Source organism: Nostoc sp. EspVER01, from assembly GCF_034530635.1.
GTDB lineage: Bacteria > Cyanobacteriota > Cyanobacteriia > Cyanobacteriales > Nostocaceae > Nostoc.
Genome location: NZ_JAVRCS010000003.1, coordinates 154,285 through 177,473, shown reverse-complemented (window position 1 = coordinate 177,473; position 23,189 = coordinate 154,285). Strand labels below are relative to the sequence as shown.

Genomic DNA, 23,189 nt, shown 5'->3' with positions numbered 1-23,189 from the left:
CCACACCTTGTTATGTCAACAAGTAAAGATTGAGTTATCTAAGGGTTAATAAAATATATTTAGTTTGATGTAATCAGAATGGTAGTCTTGATTTAAGAACTACTATGAGCAAATTTATCTATGACCGAACAGAAAAGGATACAGAGCAACTAAATATATTTATGAGTTGGTTAATTTTGAATTTTGAATTTTGAATTCGGAGCGAAGCGACGTGACTGCTGCTGTCTTTCTAGAAAATGTCTACAAGTTTTACAATAATGTACCTGTAGTCAATGACTTATCATTCCAAATTGAAGCGGGGGAGATATTTGCTCTACTTGGCCCGAACGGTGCGGGTAAATCAACCACAATTCGGATGCTGACTACACTCACAAAACCGTCCCAAGGACGCATAGAAGTAGGTGGATATGATGTGACAAGCCAAGCAACGTTGGCAAAACAGAGTATTGGCGTTGTTTTGCAACAAGTCAGTGTGGATAACGATTTAACCGTCTGGGAAAATATGGAATTGCACGGGAGGCTACATCACATTAGTAACCCGCAGCGACAAAAATTGATTAATCAATGGCTAGAGTATGTTGAGCTAGCAGAAAAACGTGATGATTTAGTAAAAACCCTGTCTGGGGGTATGAAACGACGGTTGCAAATTGCGAGAGCTTTATTGCATCAACCGCAAATTTTGTTTTTAGATGAACCAACGGTAGGACTAGACCCCCAGACTAGGCGACGCCTCTGGGAAATTATTCGGGATTTAAATAAACAAGGGATGACGATGCTACTGACGACCCATTATATGGATGAGGTCGAATTTTTATGCGATGCCTTTGGTTCTACCAAGCCAGGACGCATCGGTATTATGGATAGCGGTAAGCTGATTTCTTTGGGAACTTTACAACAGCTGCGCTCTGCTCACGGTGAAGGTTTGGTGATGAAACAATTAGGTGTATCTAACGTGGGAAGTGATGGCGCTCGTAATTGGGAATATCTGTTTTTCCCATCATTGGAAGCAGCAAATATCTACTTGAATGAACAGCCCGATAAAACGGGAATGATGGTGCGTCCCTCTAATCTGGAAGATATTTTTGTGGAATTAACGGGACGCCAGTTAGATTAACCTCATCCTCCTAACTGCCGCAGCATGGCTTCTACCCTTTCTACGCCATCTGAGTCATTGCGCCGCTTGTACAAGTCACGGGCTTTCTGAAGCAAGCTGTTTGCTTGTTTGGCTTGTCGCCGCTGTTTATACATCGAACCCATCAACTCATAAGTCTGGGCGTTGTTTTTATCCAAGTCGATTGCTTGTTGGTATGCCCAGGTAGCAGCAGTATAGTCTCCCATACGAGATTGGGTTACAGCCAATCCTAAATAGGCGTTGACGTTGTTACGGTTCAGCTGTATTGCACGACGATAACCTTCCTTTGCCCCACGCGTGTCGCCCAAATTGGCTTTGATGTAACCCACAGCGTAGTAAAAATCACTATTGTTAGGGTTGATACCGATCGCTTTACGATAAGCTGCTAATGCTGCCTGGTAATTTCCCTGTTGAGCGTATAAATACCCAATACCTGAATGGATTTTAGCATTCTTCGGATCTATACTAGCTGCTTGCTGATAAACAGTGATCGCACCACCATAATCCCCGGCATTCACTAACCTCCGTCCTTCCTCCAGTAATTGCTTTAACTCTGGGTTTTTGGCCTGCGCCACTAATACCTGAGCTTGAGCTACTGAAGGTATGGTGAAAGTAAAACATCCTAGTAACACCACACTAAACATGAATGATGTTGGTTTGTACACAGTAAATTTCCTGAAATTTTAGAGGACTTTTTTCTTGTACATTAAAACAAAAATATGGACTTTTGAAAACTGTATTTCTTCGTATTGATTAAGATGTTAATAGTTCATTCTTCTTTTCTTTACATTTAGTACTACATAACAGAGTTTTTACTGAAAGATGAAGTGTCAGCGATCGAGCAGCAGGTGAAGATACGATACATATAAATCAGTACTATAGCAAAACGACACATTTTTTAATCAGTAGTTATACGTGTTACCCAGAACAACTCAACAGGCATTTGACTTAATCCTAGATTCTGATGCACCAAGCTTATAGACTTTGACATTTATTCCTATTTTTATTTCATTTCAGAGTTTGCTGATTCTCTATCCAATTTTTCTGAAATTGTTAATCATTGATACTACCATTTAAGAAGTTATCATCTAGGCATTTACATCTTTTTTGCTCATTCAAAGATAAGATAAATTTAACCTGTCAAATGTTGCATTAATCTGTTTAGGACAACACTAGACCCCAACGCGCAATCTAAAATTGTGTGAGATGATGTTTACCAAAGCTGTATTCTGTAATAATAGTTACAATTATTAAAATATTTATCCAAATACTTTAATAATAAATATCAAGATATGTCCCATATAGGAGGTTAATTTATGATTATAACTACCACTGATGTAATTCAAGGAGCTGTAATTGAGTCATATTTAGGCATTGTGACAGCAGAAGTAGTCTACGGCAGCAATTTCTTACGAGATTTTTTGGCTGGGATTCGAGATATTATCGGTGGACGCACTGCTAGCTATGAGCGTCTATTTGAGCAGGGTCAACGCAAGGCACTAGAAGAATTAGAACAACGCGCCCAACGTTTAGGAGCAAATGCTGTAATTGGGATTGAAATTGATACTGGCACAATCAATCTTGACCAGTCAGGAGTTCTTTTGCTGATTACTGCCACAGGCACTGCTGTGAGGATGCGTTAGTTTTTGATGATTTTTACTTTTGACATTCATTACAAAGCTTTAGTTAGATTAAGTCTAATGGCATACATCGTTAAAGCTGGTTTCTGATAGCTAGATAATAGTTATATTTTAAGTTAAGAGTTTTTAGATGGAAATTTTAGAAAAAATACATAAATAAACACTAAATTATATTAAAAGTTGTTAAATGAAGTTTGTTTTTTCTAGCTAAAGATAGACCTATTAAATCTTTCTATCGATAGAGATTAAAACAGAACATTTAGTTATTTAATTTGAAGCATAAAGATGAATATACCTGAGTAGGAATTTTGCTGAAACAGCACTGGAGAACATAAGCGATGTCATACGTAAATCGGACAGGCAATGACGTTATATCTACTGATACTGTGGTAGCAGGTCGAGTAGCCGAATATCACGACCGTGTTCGCTGGGGGCCAATTATTGCTGGTTTGTTGGTTTCTTTGGCTACACAATTAATTTTGAGTTCTATCATTGCTGCGGTTGCGGCAGGCACAGTTGCAGGTTCAGGGGCACCTAGAACAATTGCTCCTAACGCTGCGGGTAATGCGGGGCTTTGGTCAACTATCGCTTTACTAATTTCCCTATTTACTGGTGGTTGGGTTACAGCCCGTGCTTGTGGGCCGATGAACCGCAATACAGCTCTTCTGAACGGCGCAATTCTTTGGGCAACGACTTTGGCAGTTAGCTCATGGCTTTTAGCAAGTGGAGTATCTGGTGCTTTCGGTGTTGCTGCTTCTAACGCAGGGGAAGTTATAAACCAAGTACAACAGCAAGGTGGTGTTAATGTACCACAAGCAAATATAAGTGCCCAACAAGCTCGTGAAACGGCAGCTAATATACGTTCGGGATTGTGGTGGTTTGTGTTTGGTTCTTTGTTGGGTTTAATAGCCTCAATGATTGGAGCCGTAACTGGCGCTCGTAGTCCTCGGACTAACAATTACAATGCTTAAATAATTGTTTGACAAATCAAATGTTATTTATTTTTAAATAAAAGCACCTTTTTCAAGGTGTTTTTTGTTTATTATTTAAAATTAGAGTATTATTACCAACAAAATTACAACTAACTATAAATAATTGCTATGACCTAAAAAAACCGCCTTCCACGGTTCACCATTTGAGATATGAACCTTCAATTCCCTGTTCGCGTCTAATTTTGCCATCTTTTTCAAACCAGGCAATTACTTGCTGTGTTGTCAAATCTTCAATAGCAACACCGTACTCTTGGGCAATATGCTTCAAAAGCTTCAGTGATGAAATTGTCAATCTTGTTAAAAACTTTTCTGGGGAAGATAACAATGCTGCATCTACTTTTGCTGAGTCTTCCAGGGTTAAAAATTGTGCTGATGGTTGCTGTGGTGGTACATCCATAAATGCTATCTCAAACTTAGTTGATTATTGATAATAGGTAGTTGCTATTCAGCTATTATCCATTACCAGGGCTAGATGTAAACCAAGTTTATCTATGATAATTTTACTGACGAATTTGTACTAAATAGCCACAACGGTGTTCGCCATCAATAATCCAGTGGGTGCGTTCTACGGTACAATCTGGTAATACAGCAGCAAACATTTCTAGTTCGTGGCCACAGATACTCGGAAAAGATTCGGCAACGTTAGAAATTGCACAGTTATGCTCCATTAAGATAAAGCGATCGCACTCAAAGGAGTCATTCACATCAACAGCGTGATACTCCGCCATGAAGCCTTCCGCTTTTCTTAACTCTACTAAGTTGGCTACACGTTCTCGCAGTGAACCGTTACCCACGCGATCGCGGTATTCTTTAGCTTTGCGCTGCCACTGTTTCTCTAAAATCGATTTAAATTGGTCGTGTCCTACCGTTTCGGCTAAGGTGTCTAGCAGCGAAACCGCAAAATTTCCGCTTGCATCACCAAAGCGATCGCTCATTGTTCGGTGCAAGCGATCGCGTCCTTGACGACTCAATTCATAAAGGTGCTGCGGCCGCCCCATCCCCGCCGCCTGCACTGATGTAGAATACAAAACTAGCCCTTCCGTCTCCAAATCTTTAAGATGGCGACGAATTGCTTGGGGGGTAACGTCTAAAACTTCAGCTAGCTCCAAAGCCGTTGCTTTTTCGTGTTTGTGCAGATACTCAAGAATATCTTGCTTGGTTGAGGACTGGTGGGTAGTCGCCATCTTCATTTGGTGCGAAACGTTCAGCGAACGTCCCAAAAATTTATTTGAAAATTTGACTTTGACAACATTGTTGTTGTTAATTTAGCGTAAAATTAAGATAGATTAAACAACATAGCTGTTGTTTTACTCTCCACCACTATTCTAGCAGGCGTGTAACCATTCCGTAACGGGAGATGGGAATCGGTTAGCCGCAGCCCGTCTCCCATCCTAAAAGAGTTCCGAACACGAGAGATTATTACTGATGAGTGCCACTGTCAAAACCTTAGTCAACCAACCTTACAAGTACGGCTTTATTACAGATATTGAAGCCGACACTATTCCGCGTGGACTAGACGAGGACGTTATCCGCTTGATCTCTTCTAAGAAGAACGAGCCGCAGTTCATGCTGGACTTTCGCCTCAGAGCTTATCGCCAGTGGCAAAAAATGACGGAACCAACTTGGCCGAATGTCAAGTATCCGCCCATAAATTATCAGGATATCATTTACTACTCAGCGCCGAAACGCAAGAAAGAAAAACTCAACAGTCTGGATGAAGTTGATCCAACCCTTTTAGAAACCTTTGAGAAACTAGGCATTTCCCTATCTGAACAGAAGCGACTGGCAAATGTTGCCGTTGATGCAATTTTCGATAGCGTTTCTGTCGCCACTACATTTAAAGAAAAGCTAGCGGAAGATGGCGTTATTTTCTGCTCGTTTTCGGAAGCGTTGCAAGAACACCCAGAATTAATCAAAAAATATTTGGGTAGCGTTGTTCCCATCGCTGACAATTATTTTGCCGCCTTGAACGCCGCCGTATTTAGCGATGGTTCTTTTGTCTACATTCCTAAAGGCGTGAAATGCCCAATGGAACTGTCTACCTACTTCCGCATCAACTCTGGTGATACGGGGCAATTTGAGCGGACTTTGATTGTCGCCGAAGAAGGTAGTTATGTTTCTTACCTCGAAGGTTGCACCGCACCGATGTATGACAGCAACCAGCTGCACGCCGCCGTTGTGGAACTCGTCGCCCTCGACAACGCCGAAATTAAATACTCCACCGTCCAAAACTGGTACGCGGGAGATGCTAACGGTAAAGGCGGTATTTACAACTTTGTCACCAAGCGCGGTTTGTGTCAGGGCGTAAATTCCAAGATTTCCTGGACTCAAGTAGAAACAGGTTCGGCAATTACTTGGAAATATCCTAGCTGTGTTTTGGTGGGTGATAACTCTGTAGGTGAGTTTTACTCGGTGGCGCTGACAAATAATATGCAGCAAGCCGATACGGGTACAAAGATGATTCACGTAGGTAAAAATACCCGCAGTACAATTATTTCTAAAGGAATCTCCGCAGGTAATTCTAGTAATAGCTATCGGGGTTTAGTGAAAGTTAATCCGACGGCTAAAGGCGCGAGAAATTATTCCCAGTGCGACTCGATGCTGATTGGGGATAATGCCCATGCTAATACTTTCCCTTATATCCAGGTGCAAAATAATACTGGGAAGGTGGAGCATGAAGCTTCTACTTCTAAGATTGGGGAAGATCAACTTTTCTACTTTGCTCAACGGGGTATTTCAGCAGAAGATGCCATTTCGATGATGGTTAGCGGCTTCTGTAAGGATGTTTTTAATCAGCTACCGATGGAGTTTGCTGTGGAAGCTGATAAGTTGTTGAGTTTGAAGTTGGAAGGCAGTGTTGGATAAATAAGATAAACACAGATACATCGGCGTTCTGTGTTTATCTTTTGGAAGAATGACGAACCGCAGAGGCGCAGAGAGCGCAGAGAAGGGAGAGAAGATGATTATTGAAAATAGTGAAGTTGTGCTGTCAGTTAGGAATCTGACGGCTAATGTTGATGGAACACCGATTCTGAAGGGTGTGAATCTGGATGTGCGATCGGGTGAAATTCATGCGATCATGGGGCCGAATGGTTCTGGTAAGAGTACTTTTTCTAAGGTGTTGGCTGGACATCCGGCGTATGAGGTGACTGGCGGTGAGGTAATTTTTCAGGGACAAAATTTGTTGGAGTTGGAGCCGGAAGAACGCGCTAGAAGTGGTGTATTTTTGGCGTTTCAGTATCCGTTAGAAATTCCGGGTGTGAGCAATTTGGATTTCTTGCGGGTGGCATACAATTCTCGTCGCAAGGCGCAAGGTTTAGAGGAAATAGACGCTTTTGATTTTGACGATTTGATTGAGGAAAAGCTGGATGTGGTGAAGATGAATGCCAGTTTTCTCAGTCGGAGTTTGAATGAAGGGTTTTCTGGTGGTGAGAAGAAGCGGAATGAAATTCTGCAAATGGCGCTACTAGAACCAAAGTTAGGAATTTTGGATGAAACTGATTCGGGTTTGGATATTGACGCGCTCAGAATTGTGGCAAATGGGGTGAATCAACTGGCAAGTCCAGAAAATTCGACAATTTTGATTACTCACTATCAGCGATTACTCGATTATATTGTGCCTGATTTTGTGCATGTGATGGCACAGGGGCGAATTATTACCAGTGGTGGTAAGGAACTGGCGCTGGAATTAGAGTCTCGTGGTTATGACTGGGTGCTGGAAGAATTTGCTGCTGAGGTGGGTGTGTAATGTTTCAATCCCTGATAGGGATTTTTAATTCCAGCACTACTTAACATTGTAAACCAGTTTACGAGTATCTAATGAGTATTCAAGTATCTCCCAGTCCAATTCCCAACTCGAATTTAGTCAGTTTGACATCCACTCTGCTAGATAAAGATACCTATCTAACTGAATTGTTAAATCAGGTAACTGCACCCAAAACAGAGGGATGGTTACAGGAATTACGTGAAGGTGCTGCTAGTTGGGTACGCCACTCGACTATTCCCACCACCCACGAGGAAGAATGGCGATTTACTGATTTGTCGTCTCTGCGAAAGCTGCAATTTAATAATGTAGAGACGCGAAATTTTGCGTCTCTACAATTTGATATTTTGCCAGAAGCGGCTAACAGTCGTTTGGTTTTTGTGAATGGCGTTTTTGCGCCGGAGTTATCCGCAGTTTCGGATTTGCCGTCTGGAATTGTGGTGAGTAATTTGGCTGGTTTATCTGCGGTTGAGTATGAGGGTGTACAGCAGTATTTAGCCCAAGCGGAGGGAGCGCAAGAAGTTTTTACCGCTCTCAATACGGCTGGGATAACTGATGCGGCTGTGGTGTGGGTGAAGAAGAATGTGGTGGTTGAAACACCTATTCATTTGGTGTTTATTTCAGGTGAGACGGCGACGATTTCGCAGCCGCGTTGTTTGGTGGTGGCGGAAAGTGGTTCGCAGCTGACGTTGGTTGAGGAGTATACGAACCGCAGAGGCGCAGAGAGCGCGGAGGAAGAGGGAGTATATTTTACTAATGCGGTTACGGAAGTTTGGGTGGGTGACAATGCGGAAGTTAGTCACACTAGGGTTGAGCAAGAAGGTGCAGAGGCTTTTCATATTGGGAAAACTGCGATCGCACAAGCTCGTGATAGTCGATATACAAGTCACGCCATAACTTTAGGTGCAAAGTTGTCACGGCACAATTTAGAAATTTTGCAAACTGGTGAGCAGACACAAACTACTCTCAATGGTTTAACGATAATTTCTGGTAAGCAGTTGTCTGATACTCACAGTGCGATCGCACTCAATTATCCTCACGGTACAAGTGACCAATTGCATAAATGTATTGTAGGCGATCGCGCTCATGCAGTCTTCAATGGTAAAGTTTTTGTACCCAAACCAGCGCAGTTGACAAATGCATCCCAGTTGAATCGCAATTTGCTGCTATCGTCTAAAGCCAGAGTTGATACGAAACCCCAATTGGAAATTACTGCGGATAATGTCAAATGCGCTCACGGTGCTACTGTTAGCCAATTAGAAGATGACGAAATATTCTATCTGCAAAGTCGGGGAATTGATGAAAACGATGCTCGGAAGTTGTTAATTAACGCCTTCGCTGCTGAAGTTATCAACAAAATACCAGTTCCTTCTCTGCGAGAAATCCTTTTAAACACAGTGAATAATCTCAAGTCCCTGACTAATGAGTAATAACTAATCTACCAATGACTTTTACCTCTACCAAAACCCTTGCTGATAAAGTTCGCGCTGACTTCCCGATATTGCATCAGGAAGTCAATGAGAAACCCTTGGTTTATCTCGATAATGCTGCGACATCGCAAAAGCCTTTGTTGGTGTTAAATACCCTGCGGGATTATTACGAACACTATAATGCTAACGTGCATCGAGGTGCCCATTCCCTGAGTGCTAAAGCTACTGATGCTTATGAAGGCGCTAGAGATAAAGTTGCCAAATTCATTAATGCTGCATCGCGTCAGGAAATCGTCTACACCCGCAACGCAACTGAGGCGATTAACCTAGTAGCCTACAGCTGGGGAATGAATAATTTGCAGCCGGGAGATGAGATTATTCTGTCGGTGATGGAACACCACAGTAATATTGTGCCTTGGCAATTGGTAGCACAAAAAACGGGTGCAGTACTGAAATTCGTGGAACTGACACCTGAAGAGACTTTTGATTTGTCACAGTATAAAAAGCTGATTTCCGACAAAACAAAGTTAGTTTCAGTGGTGCATATTTCTAATACTTTGGGTTGCATTAACCCAGTGGAAGAAATTGGTGCGATCGCTCACAAATATGGTGCTAAATTTTTAGTTGATGCTTGCCAAAGTGTTCCTCACTACCCCATTGATGTACAGAAAATAGATTGTGATTGGTTGGTAGCTTCTGGTCATAAAATGTGCGCCCCTACTGGGATAGGATTTCTGTATGGCAAGTTGCAATTGTTAGAATCAATGCCACCATTTTTTGGTGGTGGTGAGATGATAGCAGAGGTGTATTTAGACCATTCCACATACGCAGAATTACCGCATAAATTTGAAGCTGGTACACCTGCAATTGGAGAAGCGATCGCACTTGGTGCTGCAATAGATTATCTTAGCAGTATCGGCATGGATAAAATTCACGCCTACGAAGCAGAATTAACAGCTTATTTGTTCCAACAATTAGAGCAAATTCCCCAAATTAGAATTTACGGCCCCAAACCAAATGCAAAAGGTGTTCGCGTAGCGTCTCCGACAGGAGAAGGGAGAGCCGCTCTTGCGTCGTTCACCGCCGGAGAAGTCCACGCCAATGACTTATCTACATTATTAGATCAAGAAGGCGTTGCAATCCGTTCTGGACACCACTGCACTCAACCATTACACCGTTACTTAGGTCTTGCTGCAACCGCACGAGCAAGTCTATCTTTCTACAACACCCGCGAAGAAATTGATATTTTCATCAAAGCATTGAAAGAAACTATTGATTTTTTTGCTGGCTTCTCTAGTTAAAAGTAGACAATATTTTAGATGCTGATTGTGCCAGTTATTAACTAACAATAGTTGGCACAACTTTGCTGTTTCAATTATTTCCAGCATCAACTAAAGTGTCATACAGTGACTTTACTTTAGATAGAGTTAGGAAAACCTTTAGCTTAACCATTTCTGATAAAACTGATATATTTGCATTTGTACATAAAGTAGATTCTCCACCATTTCTTGCAGAAATAAATATTGCGGGAAAATGCACCTTTAGCTCTTGCAAGTAATACAGAAAAATCCCGTGCAGAAATGATTATTTTTATGGAACCATCACCACTGGAACTAACTGGAAGTTTTTGAAACTTATTGAGCAAGTGATTGAAATTGATTTGGGCGAGTATTATATTAATGACATAGGTAAAATTATCTGAATTTTATCTAACATTCTGACAGAAAAAGTATTGTAATATGCTTGTAAAGTCAACCCTTGGGGAACAAAGAACAGTCTTACACAACGTTAGCTGGGAAACCTTTGAAGCCTTGCTGAGAGATACAGGTGAGCATAGAGGTTCTCGGTTTGCTTACGACTGCGGTATTTTAGAAATTATAACCCCACTTTTTGAACACGAAAATCCTAAAATTCAGTTTGACCGATTTATATTCGCTTTAGCTGAAGAACTGGGAGTAGAAATTAAAAGTGCTGGTTCTACAACACTGAAGCGACGATTAGCACTTCGAGGTATAGAACCAGATAACTGCTATTATATACAAAATGAATTGAAAGTCAGAGGTAGGGCAACGCTAAATTTAGAAACAGAACCGCCGCCTGACTTAGCAATTGAGATTGACATTACTAGCAGTTCAGTTAACAAATTGGGGATTTATTCAGCGTTGGGTGTAACTGAACTTTGGAGATATGATGGGCAAAATTTAAAGTTTTATCAGTTGATAGAAGGGCAATATGTAGAGTGTAAGTTTAGTATTGCTTTTTCTATAGTTTCAGTGAGTGAGATAAGCAGATTTATTGAGCAGAGTAAAAGTATCGGTGAAATTGCTTTGCTCAAATCATTTCGTACTTATGTCAGGGAAAAGTTAAAATAGTTGGGTTGCAATAGATATTCACCATTTACAAAGCGATACAGCAGTTTGCAGCTAAATGAGGTACAGAACTAAGGATTCACAAATCAAATTATTCTTCTCCCTCCTGCCTCCTGCCTTCTCCCAAGGGGAGACGCTAAAAGCGATCTGCCTCCTGCCTCAAAACCAGTGACTTTGTACCTCATACAAAAGAAAACTGCTGTAACCTTCTAAAGGTGTTTTTCTCCGGCGTTGGGGATTGTAAACAACATAATACAAAACCCCTATATCCTCTTAGTCTCTCGATTTTGACAACTCATTTAGGATTGCTATAGTTAGAAAAAATTTTAGTTTAACAGAGTAAAAGATAAGATCGGTAAGAATTTGAATTGCTGTGTTGGGATGTGCAATAAGACACCAGGGGTCTTTCTTTAAAATTGCTGTAACTGTGGCTATGGCATTTACGGCATCCATACCATAACTCATAAATAAATCTACCGTACCCCCATCACCAATTAACTACCACTGAGCGCCTAAAAACCACTCATTTTGATAGTTACATCTTAAACTGTAGTCTTTGACCAGTAACATAGGCGCAGCCCTTAGTAGACATCGTTTAGTAAAATCCACCATATTTTGCTTGTGCTATCTAGTTTGTACTAAAGTTAACTTTATTCAACCGAAAATTGTTATTTGACGGTTGATTGCTGTTAGTACAAGCAGCAATGACGCTGCTATTAATTCAGATAGAAGTGTATTGAATAAAATGATGGCGACTAAGGCGATGAATTGTTGTTGATGAGGATGATAACGGATTCATAAAACAGTATGATGCCCTCTCCTATCTGCCGTTGTAGCTGAACCTAAATGTACATTCTAGAATCAACTTTTGATTCACTAGAGAATAGGGTTGAATTTCTAAAGCACGTTGAAAAGCCCGGATAGCTTGACCATACTCTCCTAGTGCTGCATAACATAAGCCCATACCATGAAGCGCCCCAAAATGTATTGGATTTATCTGTATAACCATCTGACAATCTGCCAGAGATTTTTGATAATCACCAATACTGTAATAGAGGAAAGCTCGACGATTCCAAGCTTCGGCAAAATCTGGCTGGTCTTTAATTAATGCGGTCAGCGATGTTTCAGCTTCAGCAATTTCACCTGCATCCAGTAACTTTTGACTGCGGTCAATTATTTCCAGCCCATAGATTCCCTTTTGCTGAAACCAGATCCGCCAGATTTTTCTGGTTGCCTTGTCGCGCACTGTGGCATCCGGGTTTTTCAACTCTTCAAGTAAGGAATTGATAAATAAAGAATCCATGAATTTGAGATCAGTGAATATACCTTTGTATTAACTTTCTCACAAAATTTCTCGATTAAATCATTTTTAAAGTCATCTTTAAATTAGGCGTCATTAATCGCTAATTATGAAATTTCTGTGTGACTTATTGTGTTCAACAATACGACTAATACCACACTAGATATTATGTTGTATTGGTTTTTCACAAATTATCTCAGTGGCTAACACACTCTTTATTAGAACCTAAGTTTATCCGCTTATTCGCTGTACTGGCAGGTATAGAGAGTTTTGTAATGTACATTACATTATGATGTAACGCTGTAAGCTAAAACACATCTAATTTGCAGATGAAAATTTTCTCAATATCTTGTGGGGTGGGCATCTTGCCATTGGTGTCAAGTTAAGCTCAAACTTCCTATGTCAATAAGTATTTAGGCTTAAAAATTCGGTTTTCAAGGGACAAAAAACGAACTTTTTCAGGGACTATTAATGCTTTGTTTATTAGCATCACTCCCAGCTTGTGTATAGAAGTCAGAAAAAGTTCACCTTTATACTTCGTTTCTAACAAAACCTATCGTTGACAAATGGATTTTAACCTTAAGTTGACACTAATGGCATCTTGCCCGCCCTGATTATGCAACTTGAATGCTGATTAGCTTATCCATCTGCCATTGATGACCATTTGAATGAACATGGCTATATTATTCCTGGGTTGGGAGATTTAGACACGGCGGGCTACGCGGGAGCTTATTTGGCACAAAATAAGCTAATTACCTATGAGCAAATGACGATCAAATCCAGTTATTAGCCGAACACTTCATAAATCGTTAGTTAACAAATTTTACTTCGTCAAAATTGGAAATATTATTAAATCAATGCATACTAGATACATCACATTGGTACACTAACTTCATATAAAATAGTGATTTATTTTATCAGAATCCATAATCATCTACTATAATGTTGGATACTTAAATTTTTCGCTTATAGCAATAAATATTACATAGTAGGTACTAATGGTACAACCGACTATTGGACAATTAGAAACAGAAATATCACAGCGGATTATAAGTTTATATAATGATAGACTAGGTAAGTCTCCTAGCCAAATCATTTGTCATTTTTTTGATACTGAAATCGTAATTTCTCTAGAAAACTCTGTTACCCAAGCTGAACAAACTTTACTCAAAGGTGGTTATGATACTTTAGCTGAACAAGTACGATTATATTTAGAAAAAATAATTAAACCAGATTTAAAAAAATTGATTGAGGAAATTATTGGTCAACCTGTCCTCTACCTGATGACAAACACCAATTTAGCAACAGGTCGTACTGGGATTGTTGTAATTCTCAAGGAATTACCCGAACTTCGTAATCCCGAATCGATTCCTAAGATAAATGTTAGAAATTTAGCTGAATGATGTGACGACTGATTACCACTTCTAATTGATTAAAATCATAGGGTTTAGTAATGCAATCATCAAATGCTGTGAGCATCGTGGAGCGATCGTCTTGTACCGTTCTTAGAGGTGTGACTGCAATAATTGGAATGGTAGCAGTTTTTGAGTCATGCTTGAGATCGTCAATGACTTGGTTTGCACTCAAGTTAGATAGCTTCATATCTAGCAGGATTAAATCTGGTTGATGAGTTTGTGCCAACACTACAGCCCTCACTCCTTGTTTGGTACAAATACATGAAAAATTTAATATTCCTAGATGAGAATTAAGTAGCTCTAAATCATGTAAACTCTGTTCAACAACCAAAATTAAAGGCTGTGCATTCATAAGCAGTTAGTCCTGTCCAAGAAAACCTATTCATAAAAACTCCACACATCAGAAAAACCTGAAAGTCTTTGTTTCTAATAAGTGTTTAATTTAATGTATGAGAGTATCTTCAGGCAACCAACTAAAGCATAAAAATGAATAGGTTAGTGTACAATTCATTCGGTTGTCCATCGGCGCTAAATTTTAGGAAATAACATAGCAAAGCAGTTCTAATGTCAAGCAAATAGTAGCATGATTGATGTATGTTATTGCAAGGATTGACTATAAAGATCGGTATTTTATGGTAAGTAAGGGATGTTTAAGGTACTTGAAGTTGCAGATTTATTAGCCTTAGCCAGGAGTGCCAAAATTGCGTAGGCATCGCCTTTGGTACATTACCATAAATTAATTAAGTATATTTAACCAATCAAGTAACTGACGTGCATAAGCGATCGCCTCTGGTGGTGTTGAAAGTTTACCCTCAGCTTGTGCTACCCCAATTTCAGTCAGCAGTTGACCGATAATTGGCGAAGCTGGAATATCTAATGCTACGATCAACTCCTTCCCGCTTACTAATGGAGTAGGATGAGCGATCGCATCGTTAGGGTTGAGGTAGCGGTCGATCAAAGGTGCTAAAACTTGGTAGCTCAAAGATTTAGTTTCCACTGTTGTGTGTAGTGGCTTGTCACCAGATATTGCCTCTACCAAATTATTAATTGCTACAGCTAGCACTGCCGTAGCGGGGAACACAATATCTGCGTTATGAAACAAAAAGTATTGTTCTCGCAATGACATATCAACTACTTGAAATTGCGGTAACAGTTTCAGAGCAGTAGTTACACCTCGGATTTCAGCACGACTATAAGTTAGTTCCTGTAGCTCTATTTCTGCTAATACTGGATCTGGGTTGACAAGACAAGCAAGTTTGGCAATAGCTAGCCAAGTAGTTTTAATACTATCGCGGACATATTCTTGCAGTTGTACGCCTAGTTGTTGCCACTTTTCTGTGAGTAAGGCGGCAGCTGTGTCAACTGCTGCTAGTTTGAGCAAGCTTTCACGGGTAGCATTCTTGAACAAAGGGGCAAGTAAACCATCTTCCCAAGCACTTGCAATCCAAGGAGTACCCTGAGAATTTGCCAGTAGATAGCCAACTTCTACCCTAACTCTTTCGGCTGCAACTTTGCTGATATGCGATGCCAAAGAACGAATTGCGGCTTGGGTAGCTGGCTCAATAGTAAAACCTAGTTGAGCGGCTTGGCGATAACCTCGCATTAACCGCAAAGGATCATCTTCAAAGTTCGCGGGTGATACCATTCGCAAAATGCCCTGTTGTAAGTCTACATAACCTTGCAGAGGATCGATAATTTCTTGCGTATGGGGATTATAAGCGATCGCATTTACTGTAAAGTCTCGTCTGTGCAAATCAACTTCTAAACTATCTCCTTCCTGTTGGGCAAAATCAGCCGTGGCGTGGGGAAAAACCACACGCGCAATTTGGCGTTTTGCATCGAGTAACACAAAACCAGCTTTGTAATGATGAGCGATCGCTCTCGCTACCTTTACCGCCTTCGATGGTATAACAAAATCTAGATCCAGATATTCGCGAGTTCTGCCCAGAATCGCATCTCGGACAGCGCCACCTACCATGTAAGCGGGTTGTGGCAAGAATTCCAAACTAAAAGGCCAATTTTCGGGAGCGAGGGTAGGAGGAATTGATTCAAGCATTGTAATAAAAATCAACCCAGCAACTCATGAATAACAGTTGGGCTTACGTTAGATTAACAATAAAGGCCCCTGGAGTTGGTTCTATTATGTGTATTTGCGTGAATTGCCACTATGTAGACAGCTGTGTTACCTATCATGCCGTAGAAGGGCAGCACCAACAGCCTCACTTGACTGAAACACCAGATTTTGATCCCAATGAACCTTCTATCAATGTCAACATTCGGACTAAAGATGATGTAATTGAAATGGAATGGGATGTTGTTGGTTGTCTGAGCTTTAAGCGGGAAACAGGTAAGTGGTCGAAATTGCGTCCTGGTGAATTAGTGCCGACTTGATAGAAAATGATTGGTGTATGTTACAGCTTTTTCAGGTAAATAGACCACGCGGTAGGGGCGCAAGTCTTTGCGCCCCTACAACCGATATGGTCAAAATACATGATTTCTGCTGTAATGAGATTTTGTCCATCAGCGATCGCAGAAGATAAAGAAGCCAGCCAAGCAAAAACAGCATGACCAACGCACAGCGATTAGACCATGTTGAAGATGAACTCGAAACTGTTAAGCGATTGCTAGTTTCTACTGCTAGCTACGCAGAATCAGCGAACAGACGGCTTGATGAGTTGACTATAAAACAAGACCGCACCCAATCTCACCTTGATGAGTTGACTATAAAACAAGACTGCACCCAATCTCACCTTGATGAGTTGACCATAAAACAAGACCGCACCCAATCTCACCTCGATAAATTAGGGGCACGTGTTGACCAGATAGGGGAAAAGGTTGACCAAGTTTCTGATCAGGTTGATAGTTTTATCACTCACACGCAACGCCTATTTACAAAGGCAGGCAGTGAAATAGAGGAAACAAAGGCACGAACTGAGCGATTAGAAGCACTCATGCTAAAGCTTGACCGCAATTTTGAGGAACAAAAATCTCAGTTTCAGGAGTTTCAACTGACTACAGGTGCTGCCTTAGAGCGAATTGACCGAGTTTTGGACTATCTATTGAGACAGCAAGGCGGTAATCCAAATCCCCCATCCTAGCCGCGATCGCTTAACAGCATTGGTTCTCACAAACCTTGTAACAAGACTATTTGACTGATTATTACTCAGTAGTTTTTCAATTAAGAACCGCTATGTTATATGCTTAAATAAATTACGTTAACTCTATAAAAATAGATATTTTAAGTAACTTTGACAACGGAACTAGAAGACCTTGCAATAAATAAATACGCTTTAGCACTACACACCACTACTCCTGAATTAGGACTAGCAATTAGTAATTTTGCAGGCGAGACTCGCTCTCAAGTTTGGAATTTGGGACGTGATTTATCTAGCTTAGTGCATCAATATTTAATTGAATTTATTAAACCACAAACTTGGGCAGATTTATCCTTTATCGCAGTTGCAAAAGGCCCTGGCGGCTTTACGGGAACTCGAATTGGTGTTGTTACTGCTCGGACTTTAGGGCAACAGTTAAATATTCCTGTATTTGCGATTTCAACTTTGGCGGCGGTAGCTTGGTCAGAAGTAGGCAAGAGTCAAAATATAAAAACTTTTGCTGTGGAAATGCCAGCACAACGAGGTCAAATTTTTGCTGCTATTTATCAGTTTGAGCCAGATATATCTAAACTAAAAGTGTGTTTACCAGATAGAGTATTCACACCAGAAGCATGGCAGAAAACTTTAGCGAATTGGAACACTAATTATCAGCTGATTCAAGCTCAATCTGGGCTAGCAGCGACGGTGACAAGTATTTTGGAACTAGCTAATCTCGATTGGCAAGAGGGCAAATTTCCTAATTGGTCAGAGGCTTTGCCATATTATGGGCAACATCCTGTAGAACTTTAACTGATATGCGTCAATTCCTTCGCCACGTTCTAATAATGCTAAGAAATCGCGCAGAAATAACTTACCTATAGAGCAATACGCTTAAGTTAAGGCTAAAACTATTTGTCAAAGTCAATTTTTTTACATAGACGCTGCGTGAACGCGTCTATCTGCGACACGCTACGCGAACGTAGAGAAGCGGCTTCCCGCAGAACGAGACTTTAAGGAAATTTCTACAAGCATAGCAAGTAGCACTTTTTCTACTTGTGATGTTAAAACCATAAAAGTTCAGAGTGGCAGCTATTCTGGCGTTATACAAAATCCCTCGCTGATATTGATACATAAAGTTTGTTGTTCCAACAGAGATTAAATGTATGGATTTGACAGAATTAAAGTGGACTAAAAATCTAAATCATAAGGGTGATCATAAATATTGGGCTGTTCTAAAAGTGCTTAAATTAGAACGATAAGATGCGTTTTTCTTGGAGTTTCAAGCGATCGCAGGTGCAATCCAAATTTGCCCTGATAAACTAGATTGACGCAAAAACGATACTATGCTTATGGGTACTCCCACTCAAAAAAGAAACAGTCCCAAACGTGTAGGAACTGTCACAGGTAGTTTGCGTCCCAGAATAAAACTTACCAGGACTAATTCTCCCAGCTTGACGTATAGTTCTAAAAGGTTTGTCAAGATTGCGCCCAAGAACCACAGATGTAAAATGCTACCTGTTACGTTTACTTTTGTCCAGTGCAAAATCTGTTATGGCTATTCCACAAAAACAGGAGTTTACCTTTGAATAAGGCAGGGTTTTCTGGAAAACCGCAAAACTCATCGAATGACCTTGGTGATGATATTCCAGTGGCTGTACGCGATACCCCTGTTGCAGCACCTAAAATTTGGTTGCAACCCCGAATTATGCTGATTGGAGGATTTGCGGGATTTGTCTTGCTCGCTTTAATAAGCGGTTTTTTGTTTTTCCTCACTGCACCTAAAAAAACCGCAGATTCTCAACCTTTACCAGCTACTTCTGCTACTACAACTCCAACTCCGCCAGCATCTAATAATTCCAGCGATACTGTATTAGGGCATTTTCCATACCCAGAAGCCCCTGAATCAGAACTAGTAACCATCTCCGCAAATAGGGGCATTAGAATGCGAAAACCTGCTGCCCAAAAGTTTGAGGAGATGGTAGCAGCAGCCCGGAGTTCAGGTGTAATTTTACTACCAATTTCTGCCTTTCGCTCAGTCAAAGACCAGGAGCAGTTGTTTTTTGCTGTCGGTGCCCAGCGAAATCAAACGCCAGCACAACGAGCTGCCCTCAGCGCTCCTCCTGGTCATAGCGAACATCACACAGGTTATGCAGTGGATGTTGGAGACGGAGCAGTACCAGCAACTAATCTCCAAACAAACTTTGAAAATACCAAAGCTTATCGGTGGCTACAAACAAATGCAGCACGTTTTGGCTTTGAAATGTCATTTCCCAAAGATAATGCTCAAGGTGTGAGTTATGAGCCGTGGCACTGGCGTTTTGTAGGCGATCGCAATAGTTTAGAAATGTTCTACAAAGCCAGAAACTTAAAACCCGCTCAGATATCGCCATAAAAGACAGGAGTCAAAATAATTCGTAATTCGTAATTATTATCCCATGCACGCCACTTGCTCTACTTGGGGAAACTCCAAGACCGCAGTGGCTTATAAATACACTAGGTCTGAATAAAAAATCAAATTTATTTTTTTATCAATAAATTGATTAGGTTTGTACCCTGAATGAATTATTAATTACGAATTACGAATTATGCTTCCCCTAATGGAGGCTGAAACACCACTTCCTTAAGGGCTGGACAATACCCGCGATGTCTTTAGCGATCGCATCATCGCTATCACAAAACGTAATTGCGAATTGTTTAAGGACTCTTAGGCGCTGGTTTCTGATACTTACCTGGATACTTGCGCTGAAAATATTCCTCCATAATTTCTAAGATCATCGGCGCAGCAATGCTACCACCACCGCCACCGGAATGTTCAGCAAATGCCACAATCAGAACTTCTGGTTGTTCAGCCGGTGCATAGGCTCCAAACCAAGCGTGATTTTGCTTAACACGCCCCTTCCACGCTTCAGCAGTGCCACTCTTGCCAGCCACAGGGGGAACTGTTGGCTGCTTTAAAGCTTTACCCGTACCTTCTGCTACTACTTTCCGTAGTCCCTGACGGAGAACACTTATGGTTGTCGGCTTCATATTTAAAGATTCTCGCCAGCTTTTTGCTTCTTCATTGTCTTTAAGCAAATGCGGCTGGACTCGATAGCCACCATTAGCGGGCACAGCAAACATGATGGCGACTTGTAAAGGTGTCGTTTGTAAAGCACCTTGACCAATTGACATATTAATGCTGTCGCCTACAGTCCAAGGTATCTTCCAAGTTTTCTGCTTCCATGTCTCATCTGGCACTAAACCTTTTGCCTCTTCGTTGCCAAACTCAAAGCCAGTTCTTTTACCAAATCCATACTTACGAGTCCATTCAATTAAAGTTGGGCCGCCGACTCCGCGACCAATTTGATAGAAGAAAGTATCACTACTCCACTGCAATGCTCCGACAAAACCCAATGGCCCGAACCCGGCGTGATTCCATTCACCAAATCGGGTGCCACCAAAACTCAAAGAACCGTAGGTTTGCAGGACTGTGCTAGGAGAAAATTTACCTGATTCTAGACCGGCTGTGGTGGTAACAATTTTGAAGGTACTAGCGGGTGGAAAGGCGCTGAGGGCGCGATTTACCAAGGGATGATCGGCACCTTGGACAAATTCCCAATCTTTTTGGGTGAGCTTCTGTTTTGAGAAAATATTTGGGTCAAAGGTGGGATGAGATACCATTGCTAAAACCGCACCGTTCTTTGGATCAAGAGCCACGATCGCACCGTCGCGATCGCCTAAAGCTTTTTCTGCGGTCTTTTGCATATCTAAATCTATGGTCAAGTGCAAATCGTTACCAGCTTTCGCCTGTTTCTCACCCAAAACCCGGAGCGGGCGACCTGCACCATCAACTTCTACTTGCTGACCACCCCATTCACCCCGGAGACTTTTCTCATAAGCTTTTTCCGCTCCCATTTGACCAATCACATCACCCAATCTGTAACCTTCCTGCTTCTTTTCTTTTAACTGCTCGGCGGTCAGTTCTCGCGTATAACCTAATACATGAGCTAATTCCTTGCCGTGGGGATAATATCGAACGGCCTCTGTAGAGATTTCCACGTCTTGAAGTTCGGCTTGATACTCCTTCAATGCTGTGATTTGCGCCTCGTTCAAGTCACGAGCGACCCGAATCAGTGAAGAAGAGTTAGCACCTGCCTCTTCTAATTTCTTTTCCATCTCTTCTTGGGTAACTTCGAGAATTTGAGATAGACGTGCCCCTACAACTGACCATGCTGGCTTGGTATGTGCCATCGGCCACAAATATACAGAGCGAGGATAACGAGTACTGGCTAAAAGTTTGCCATTGCGATCAAAGATATTGCCCCGTTCTGGTTGTTTGGGGATCATCCGAATTCGATTTGACTCGGCTCGTTTTCGGTGGCTTGCTCCTTCAGTAATTTGCAAATATGCCAAACGAACACTGATACCAGTGATCATCAGTAGAGTAAATATAATTAAAAATATCGGCTGGAAACTCTTTCCAACTGTACGTGTATTTTTTTGTCCGCCAAGTGGAGATGGATTCAATAAACTCATAAGCCAAAGAGGATTTCAAGATTAATCAAAATTCAAAATGAATAAACGCAATTCCGGCCAGCCTTTTAGCAATTGCTAATATGCAATTTTAAGGTATGTTAACTTCATTACAGAATATTTATCAGCAAAATAGTATATAAAACTACCATAATCTTATTATCCTTACTGAGTATAAAAGAATCGGGCGAGTATATTCTTGAACAATTGTTTTTGGCGGATACAATAAACCAAAGTGTCAAATATAGTCTGCCCAAAAGACTAGAGCAATTGACAAAATAACGTAATATCACGGCATTCTACTGAGGATTATGGCTCAAATTGTCATGCAAAATCAGAGGGGGATAACAAGTTTTCAGCCACTTGATGTTGAACTGCGTAACGTCTTCAAGTTTTTTAACCAAGAAGCAGCAGTAAATGGAATTGATTTGGATGTCAGACAAGGAGAATTTTTTAGTATTTTAGGCCCCTCCGGTTGTGGTAAAACAACAACACTGCGCTTAATTGCTGGGTTTGAAATTGCTGACGCTGGTAAGGTGTTTATTCAGGGTCAGTCCATGACTAATGTGCCCCCTTACCGCCGACCCGTCAATACTGTATTTCAAAGTTACGCTCTATTTAACCACCTGAATGTCTGGAATAACATCGCTTTTGGACTGCGGTTAAAAAAAATACCCAAATCGAAAATTGAAGCTAGAGTCCAAGAAGTTTTAAAACTGGTGAAAATGGAAAGTTTGCGATCGCGCTTTCCCAATCAACTTTCTGGTGGTCAACAGCAGCGAGTAGCTTTAGCAAGGGCTTTAGTCAACCGTCCCACCGTGGTACTACTGGATGAACCTTTAGGGGCGTTAGATTTAAAACTACGTAAAGAAATGCAGGTTGAGTTATCAAATTTACACAAAGACTTGGGGTTAACCTTTGTGATGGTGACACACGACCAAGAAGAAGCATTGTCTTTGAGCGATCGCATTGCCGTAATGAATCAAGGCAAAATTGAACAAGTTGGCACTCCCAGCCAAATTTACGAACGTCCCTGTACATCTTTTGTTGCTGATTTTATTGGTGATACTAATTTATTCAGTGGTGAAATCGTCGCGGTAGACTCCTCTAATATTAAAATTTCCACAAAAATGGGACTATCAATTGTTATTAACCGCGCTGAAGATACACCAACTGAATTATCACAAGCTGTAGTAGTGAGTGTGCGTCCAGAAAAAATACAGCTTTCGCTGTATCCACCTAATTTGCCAGTTAACTGTTTTGAAGGACGGCTTGTCAACGTTATGTATTTGGGCACACACGTTAATTATGTTATGCAATTAACAAATGGCATTAGCATTAATGTGTTGCAACCTAATACTTTTGGCACTTTACCAGACCGCGACACACCTATTTACGCTTGGTGGTCAGAAACTGATTGTTTAGCTATTAGTCAATAGTCACAATAATTCGTAAAGGGGCTTGAAAGCCGAATGAATTAATTATTAATTTTGTCCGTAATTACGAATTACGTTAGCGTAGCGTTAGCGACGCAGGAGCGT

General features: G+C 41.0%; 21 protein-coding genes and 1 pseudogene. 14 read left to right on the top strand and 8 right to left on the bottom strand.

Translation table 11 applies throughout. The features are described 5' to 3' along the window. Positions 1-211 precede the first annotated feature (211 nt). Positions 212-1,114 carry an ABC transporter ATP-binding protein gene (locus RMX69_RS04310; RefSeq protein WP_322636619.1) on the top strand — a complete coding sequence of 301 codons (903 nt, stop codon included), beginning with the start codon at positions 212-214 and terminating at the stop codon, positions 1,112-1,114. Between the two features lie 2 nt (positions 1,115-1,116). Here RMX69_RS04310 and RMX69_RS04305 read toward each other — a convergent pair whose 3' ends face one another. Beyond that, positions 1,117-1,797, bottom strand: a complete 681-nt coding sequence (locus RMX69_RS04305) for a tetratricopeptide repeat protein (protein ID WP_322636618.1) — start codon at positions 1,795-1,797, stop codon at positions 1,117-1,119. A gap of 651 nt (positions 1,798-2,448) precedes the next feature. Here RMX69_RS04305 and RMX69_RS04300 point away from each other — a divergent pair. Both RMX69_RS04300 and RMX69_RS04295 read left to right on the top strand, forming a co-directional pair. After that, complete coding sequence (locus RMX69_RS04300) at positions 2,449-2,775, top strand: YbjQ family protein (protein WP_094327544.1); 327 nt, start codon at positions 2,449-2,451, stop codon at positions 2,773-2,775. Positions 2,776-3,110: 335 nt separating this feature from the next. Further along, positions 3,111-3,743, top strand: coding sequence for a hypothetical protein (locus RMX69_RS04295; RefSeq protein WP_289795662.1), 633 nt, complete (start codon positions 3,111-3,113; stop codon positions 3,741-3,743). A 157-nt stretch (positions 3,744-3,900) separates the two neighbouring features. On the opposite strand, the gene RMX69_RS04290 is transcribed toward RMX69_RS04295, so the two are convergent. Together RMX69_RS04290 and sufR are read right to left on the bottom strand one after the other, a co-directional pair. After that, positions 3,901-4,161: a hypothetical protein gene (locus tag RMX69_RS04290; RefSeq protein ID WP_289795661.1), complete on the bottom strand. Its 261-nt coding sequence runs from the start codon at positions 4,159-4,161 to the stop codon at positions 3,901-3,903. Between the two features lie 103 nt (positions 4,162-4,264). Continuing rightward, positions 4,265-4,948, bottom strand: coding sequence for an iron-sulfur cluster biosynthesis transcriptional regulator SufR (gene sufR / locus RMX69_RS04285; protein ID WP_289795660.1), 684 nt, complete (start codon positions 4,946-4,948; stop codon positions 4,265-4,267). Positions 4,949-5,189: 241 nt separating this feature from the next. On the opposite strand from sufR, the gene sufB reads away from it, so the two are divergent. The 5 genes from sufB to RMX69_RS04260 all read left to right on the top strand — a co-directional run bounded on the left by sufB (position 5,190) and on the right by RMX69_RS04260 (position 11,329). Continuing rightward, complete coding sequence (gene sufB, locus RMX69_RS04280; protein ID WP_289795659.1) at positions 5,190-6,629, top strand: Fe-S cluster assembly protein SufB; 1,440 nt, start codon at positions 5,190-5,192, stop codon at positions 6,627-6,629. Between the two features lie 94 nt (positions 6,630-6,723). Then, positions 6,724-7,512: a Fe-S cluster assembly ATPase SufC gene (sufC, locus tag RMX69_RS04275; RefSeq protein ID WP_322636668.1), complete on the top strand. Its 789-nt coding sequence runs from the start codon at positions 6,724-6,726 to the stop codon at positions 7,510-7,512. A gap of 71 nt (positions 7,513-7,583) precedes the next feature. Continuing rightward, complete coding sequence (sufD, locus tag RMX69_RS04270; protein ID WP_322636617.1) at positions 7,584-8,957, top strand: Fe-S cluster assembly protein SufD; 1,374 nt, start codon at positions 7,584-7,586, stop codon at positions 8,955-8,957. Positions 8,958-8,971: 14 nt separating this feature from the next. Beyond that, complete coding sequence (locus RMX69_RS04265) at positions 8,972-10,258, top strand: cysteine desulfurase (RefSeq protein ID WP_322636616.1); 1,287 nt, start codon at positions 8,972-8,974, stop codon at positions 10,256-10,258. Between the two features lie 438 nt (positions 10,259-10,696). Further along, on the top strand, positions 10,697-11,329 hold the full coding sequence (locus tag RMX69_RS04260) for a Uma2 family endonuclease (RefSeq protein ID WP_322636615.1): 633 nt from the start codon (positions 10,697-10,699) through the stop codon (positions 11,327-11,329). 817 nt (positions 11,330-12,146) lie between these two features. On the opposite strand, the gene RMX69_RS04255 is transcribed toward RMX69_RS04260, so the two are convergent. Then, on the bottom strand, positions 12,147-12,629 hold the full coding sequence (locus RMX69_RS04255) for a tetratricopeptide repeat protein (protein WP_292740555.1): 483 nt from the start codon (positions 12,627-12,629) through the stop codon (positions 12,147-12,149). A gap of 995 nt (positions 12,630-13,624) precedes the next feature. On the opposite strand from RMX69_RS04255, the gene RMX69_RS04250 reads away from it, so the two are divergent. After that, entirely contained in the window at positions 13,625-14,029 is a 405-nt protein-coding gene (locus RMX69_RS04250; RefSeq protein ID WP_322636614.1) for a DUF2294 domain-containing protein, read from the top strand. On the opposite strand, the gene RMX69_RS04245 is transcribed toward RMX69_RS04250, so the two are convergent. Together RMX69_RS04245 and RMX69_RS04240 are read right to left on the bottom strand one after the other, a co-directional pair. Next, complete coding sequence (locus tag RMX69_RS04245; RefSeq protein ID WP_289795653.1) at positions 14,010-14,393, bottom strand: response regulator; 384 nt, start codon at positions 14,391-14,393, stop codon at positions 14,010-14,012. The genes RMX69_RS04250 and RMX69_RS04245 overlap by 20 nt on opposite strands. Before the next feature lie 384 nt (positions 14,394-14,777). Further along, positions 14,778-16,097 carry a CCA tRNA nucleotidyltransferase gene (locus RMX69_RS04240; protein WP_322636613.1) on the bottom strand — a complete coding sequence of 440 codons (1,320 nt, stop codon included), beginning with the start codon at positions 16,095-16,097 and terminating at the stop codon, positions 14,778-14,780. Positions 16,098-16,183: 86 nt separating this feature from the next. On the opposite strand from RMX69_RS04240, the gene RMX69_RS04235 reads away from it, so the two are divergent. The 3 genes from RMX69_RS04235 (at position 16,184) to tsaB (ending at position 17,946) form a co-directional block, all read left to right on the top strand. Beyond that, positions 16,184-16,432, top strand: coding sequence for a Ycf34 family protein (locus tag RMX69_RS04235; RefSeq protein WP_251960287.1), 249 nt, complete (start codon positions 16,184-16,186; stop codon positions 16,430-16,432). Between the two features lie 173 nt (positions 16,433-16,605). Further along, positions 16,606-17,139, top strand: a complete 534-nt coding sequence (locus RMX69_RS04230) for a 6-aminohexanoate hydrolase (protein WP_322636612.1) — start codon at positions 16,606-16,608, stop codon at positions 17,137-17,139. 150 nt (positions 17,140-17,289) lie between these two features. After that, a complete protein-coding gene (tsaB, locus tag RMX69_RS04225) occupies positions 17,290-17,946 on the top strand; it encodes a tRNA (adenosine(37)-N6)-threonylcarbamoyltransferase complex dimerization subunit type 1 TsaB (protein WP_322636611.1) in 657 nt (218 codons plus the stop codon). 472 nt (positions 17,947-18,418) lie between these two features. Here the strand turns inward: tsaB and RMX69_RS04220 are convergent. After that, positions 18,419-18,616 (bottom strand): annotated as a pseudogene (locus tag RMX69_RS04220) (AEC family transporter); the annotation flags it as partial. 102 nt (positions 18,617-18,718) lie between these two features. Between RMX69_RS04220 and RMX69_RS04215 the strand changes: the two are divergent. Then, on the top strand, positions 18,719-19,528 hold the full coding sequence (locus tag RMX69_RS04215; protein ID WP_289795649.1) for a M15 family metallopeptidase: 810 nt from the start codon (positions 18,719-18,721) through the stop codon (positions 19,526-19,528). A gap of 302 nt (positions 19,529-19,830) precedes the next feature. Here RMX69_RS04215 and mrdA read toward each other — a convergent pair whose 3' ends face one another. After that, positions 19,831-21,651: a penicillin-binding protein 2 gene (gene mrdA, locus RMX69_RS04210; protein WP_322636610.1), complete on the bottom strand. Its 1,821-nt coding sequence runs from the start codon at positions 21,649-21,651 to the stop codon at positions 19,831-19,833. 308 nt (positions 21,652-21,959) lie between these two features. On the opposite strand from mrdA, the gene RMX69_RS04205 reads away from it, so the two are divergent. Beyond that, a complete protein-coding gene (locus RMX69_RS04205; protein ID WP_289795648.1) occupies positions 21,960-23,087 on the top strand; it encodes an ABC transporter ATP-binding protein in 1,128 nt (375 codons plus the stop codon). Positions 23,088-23,189 lie beyond the last annotated feature (102 nt).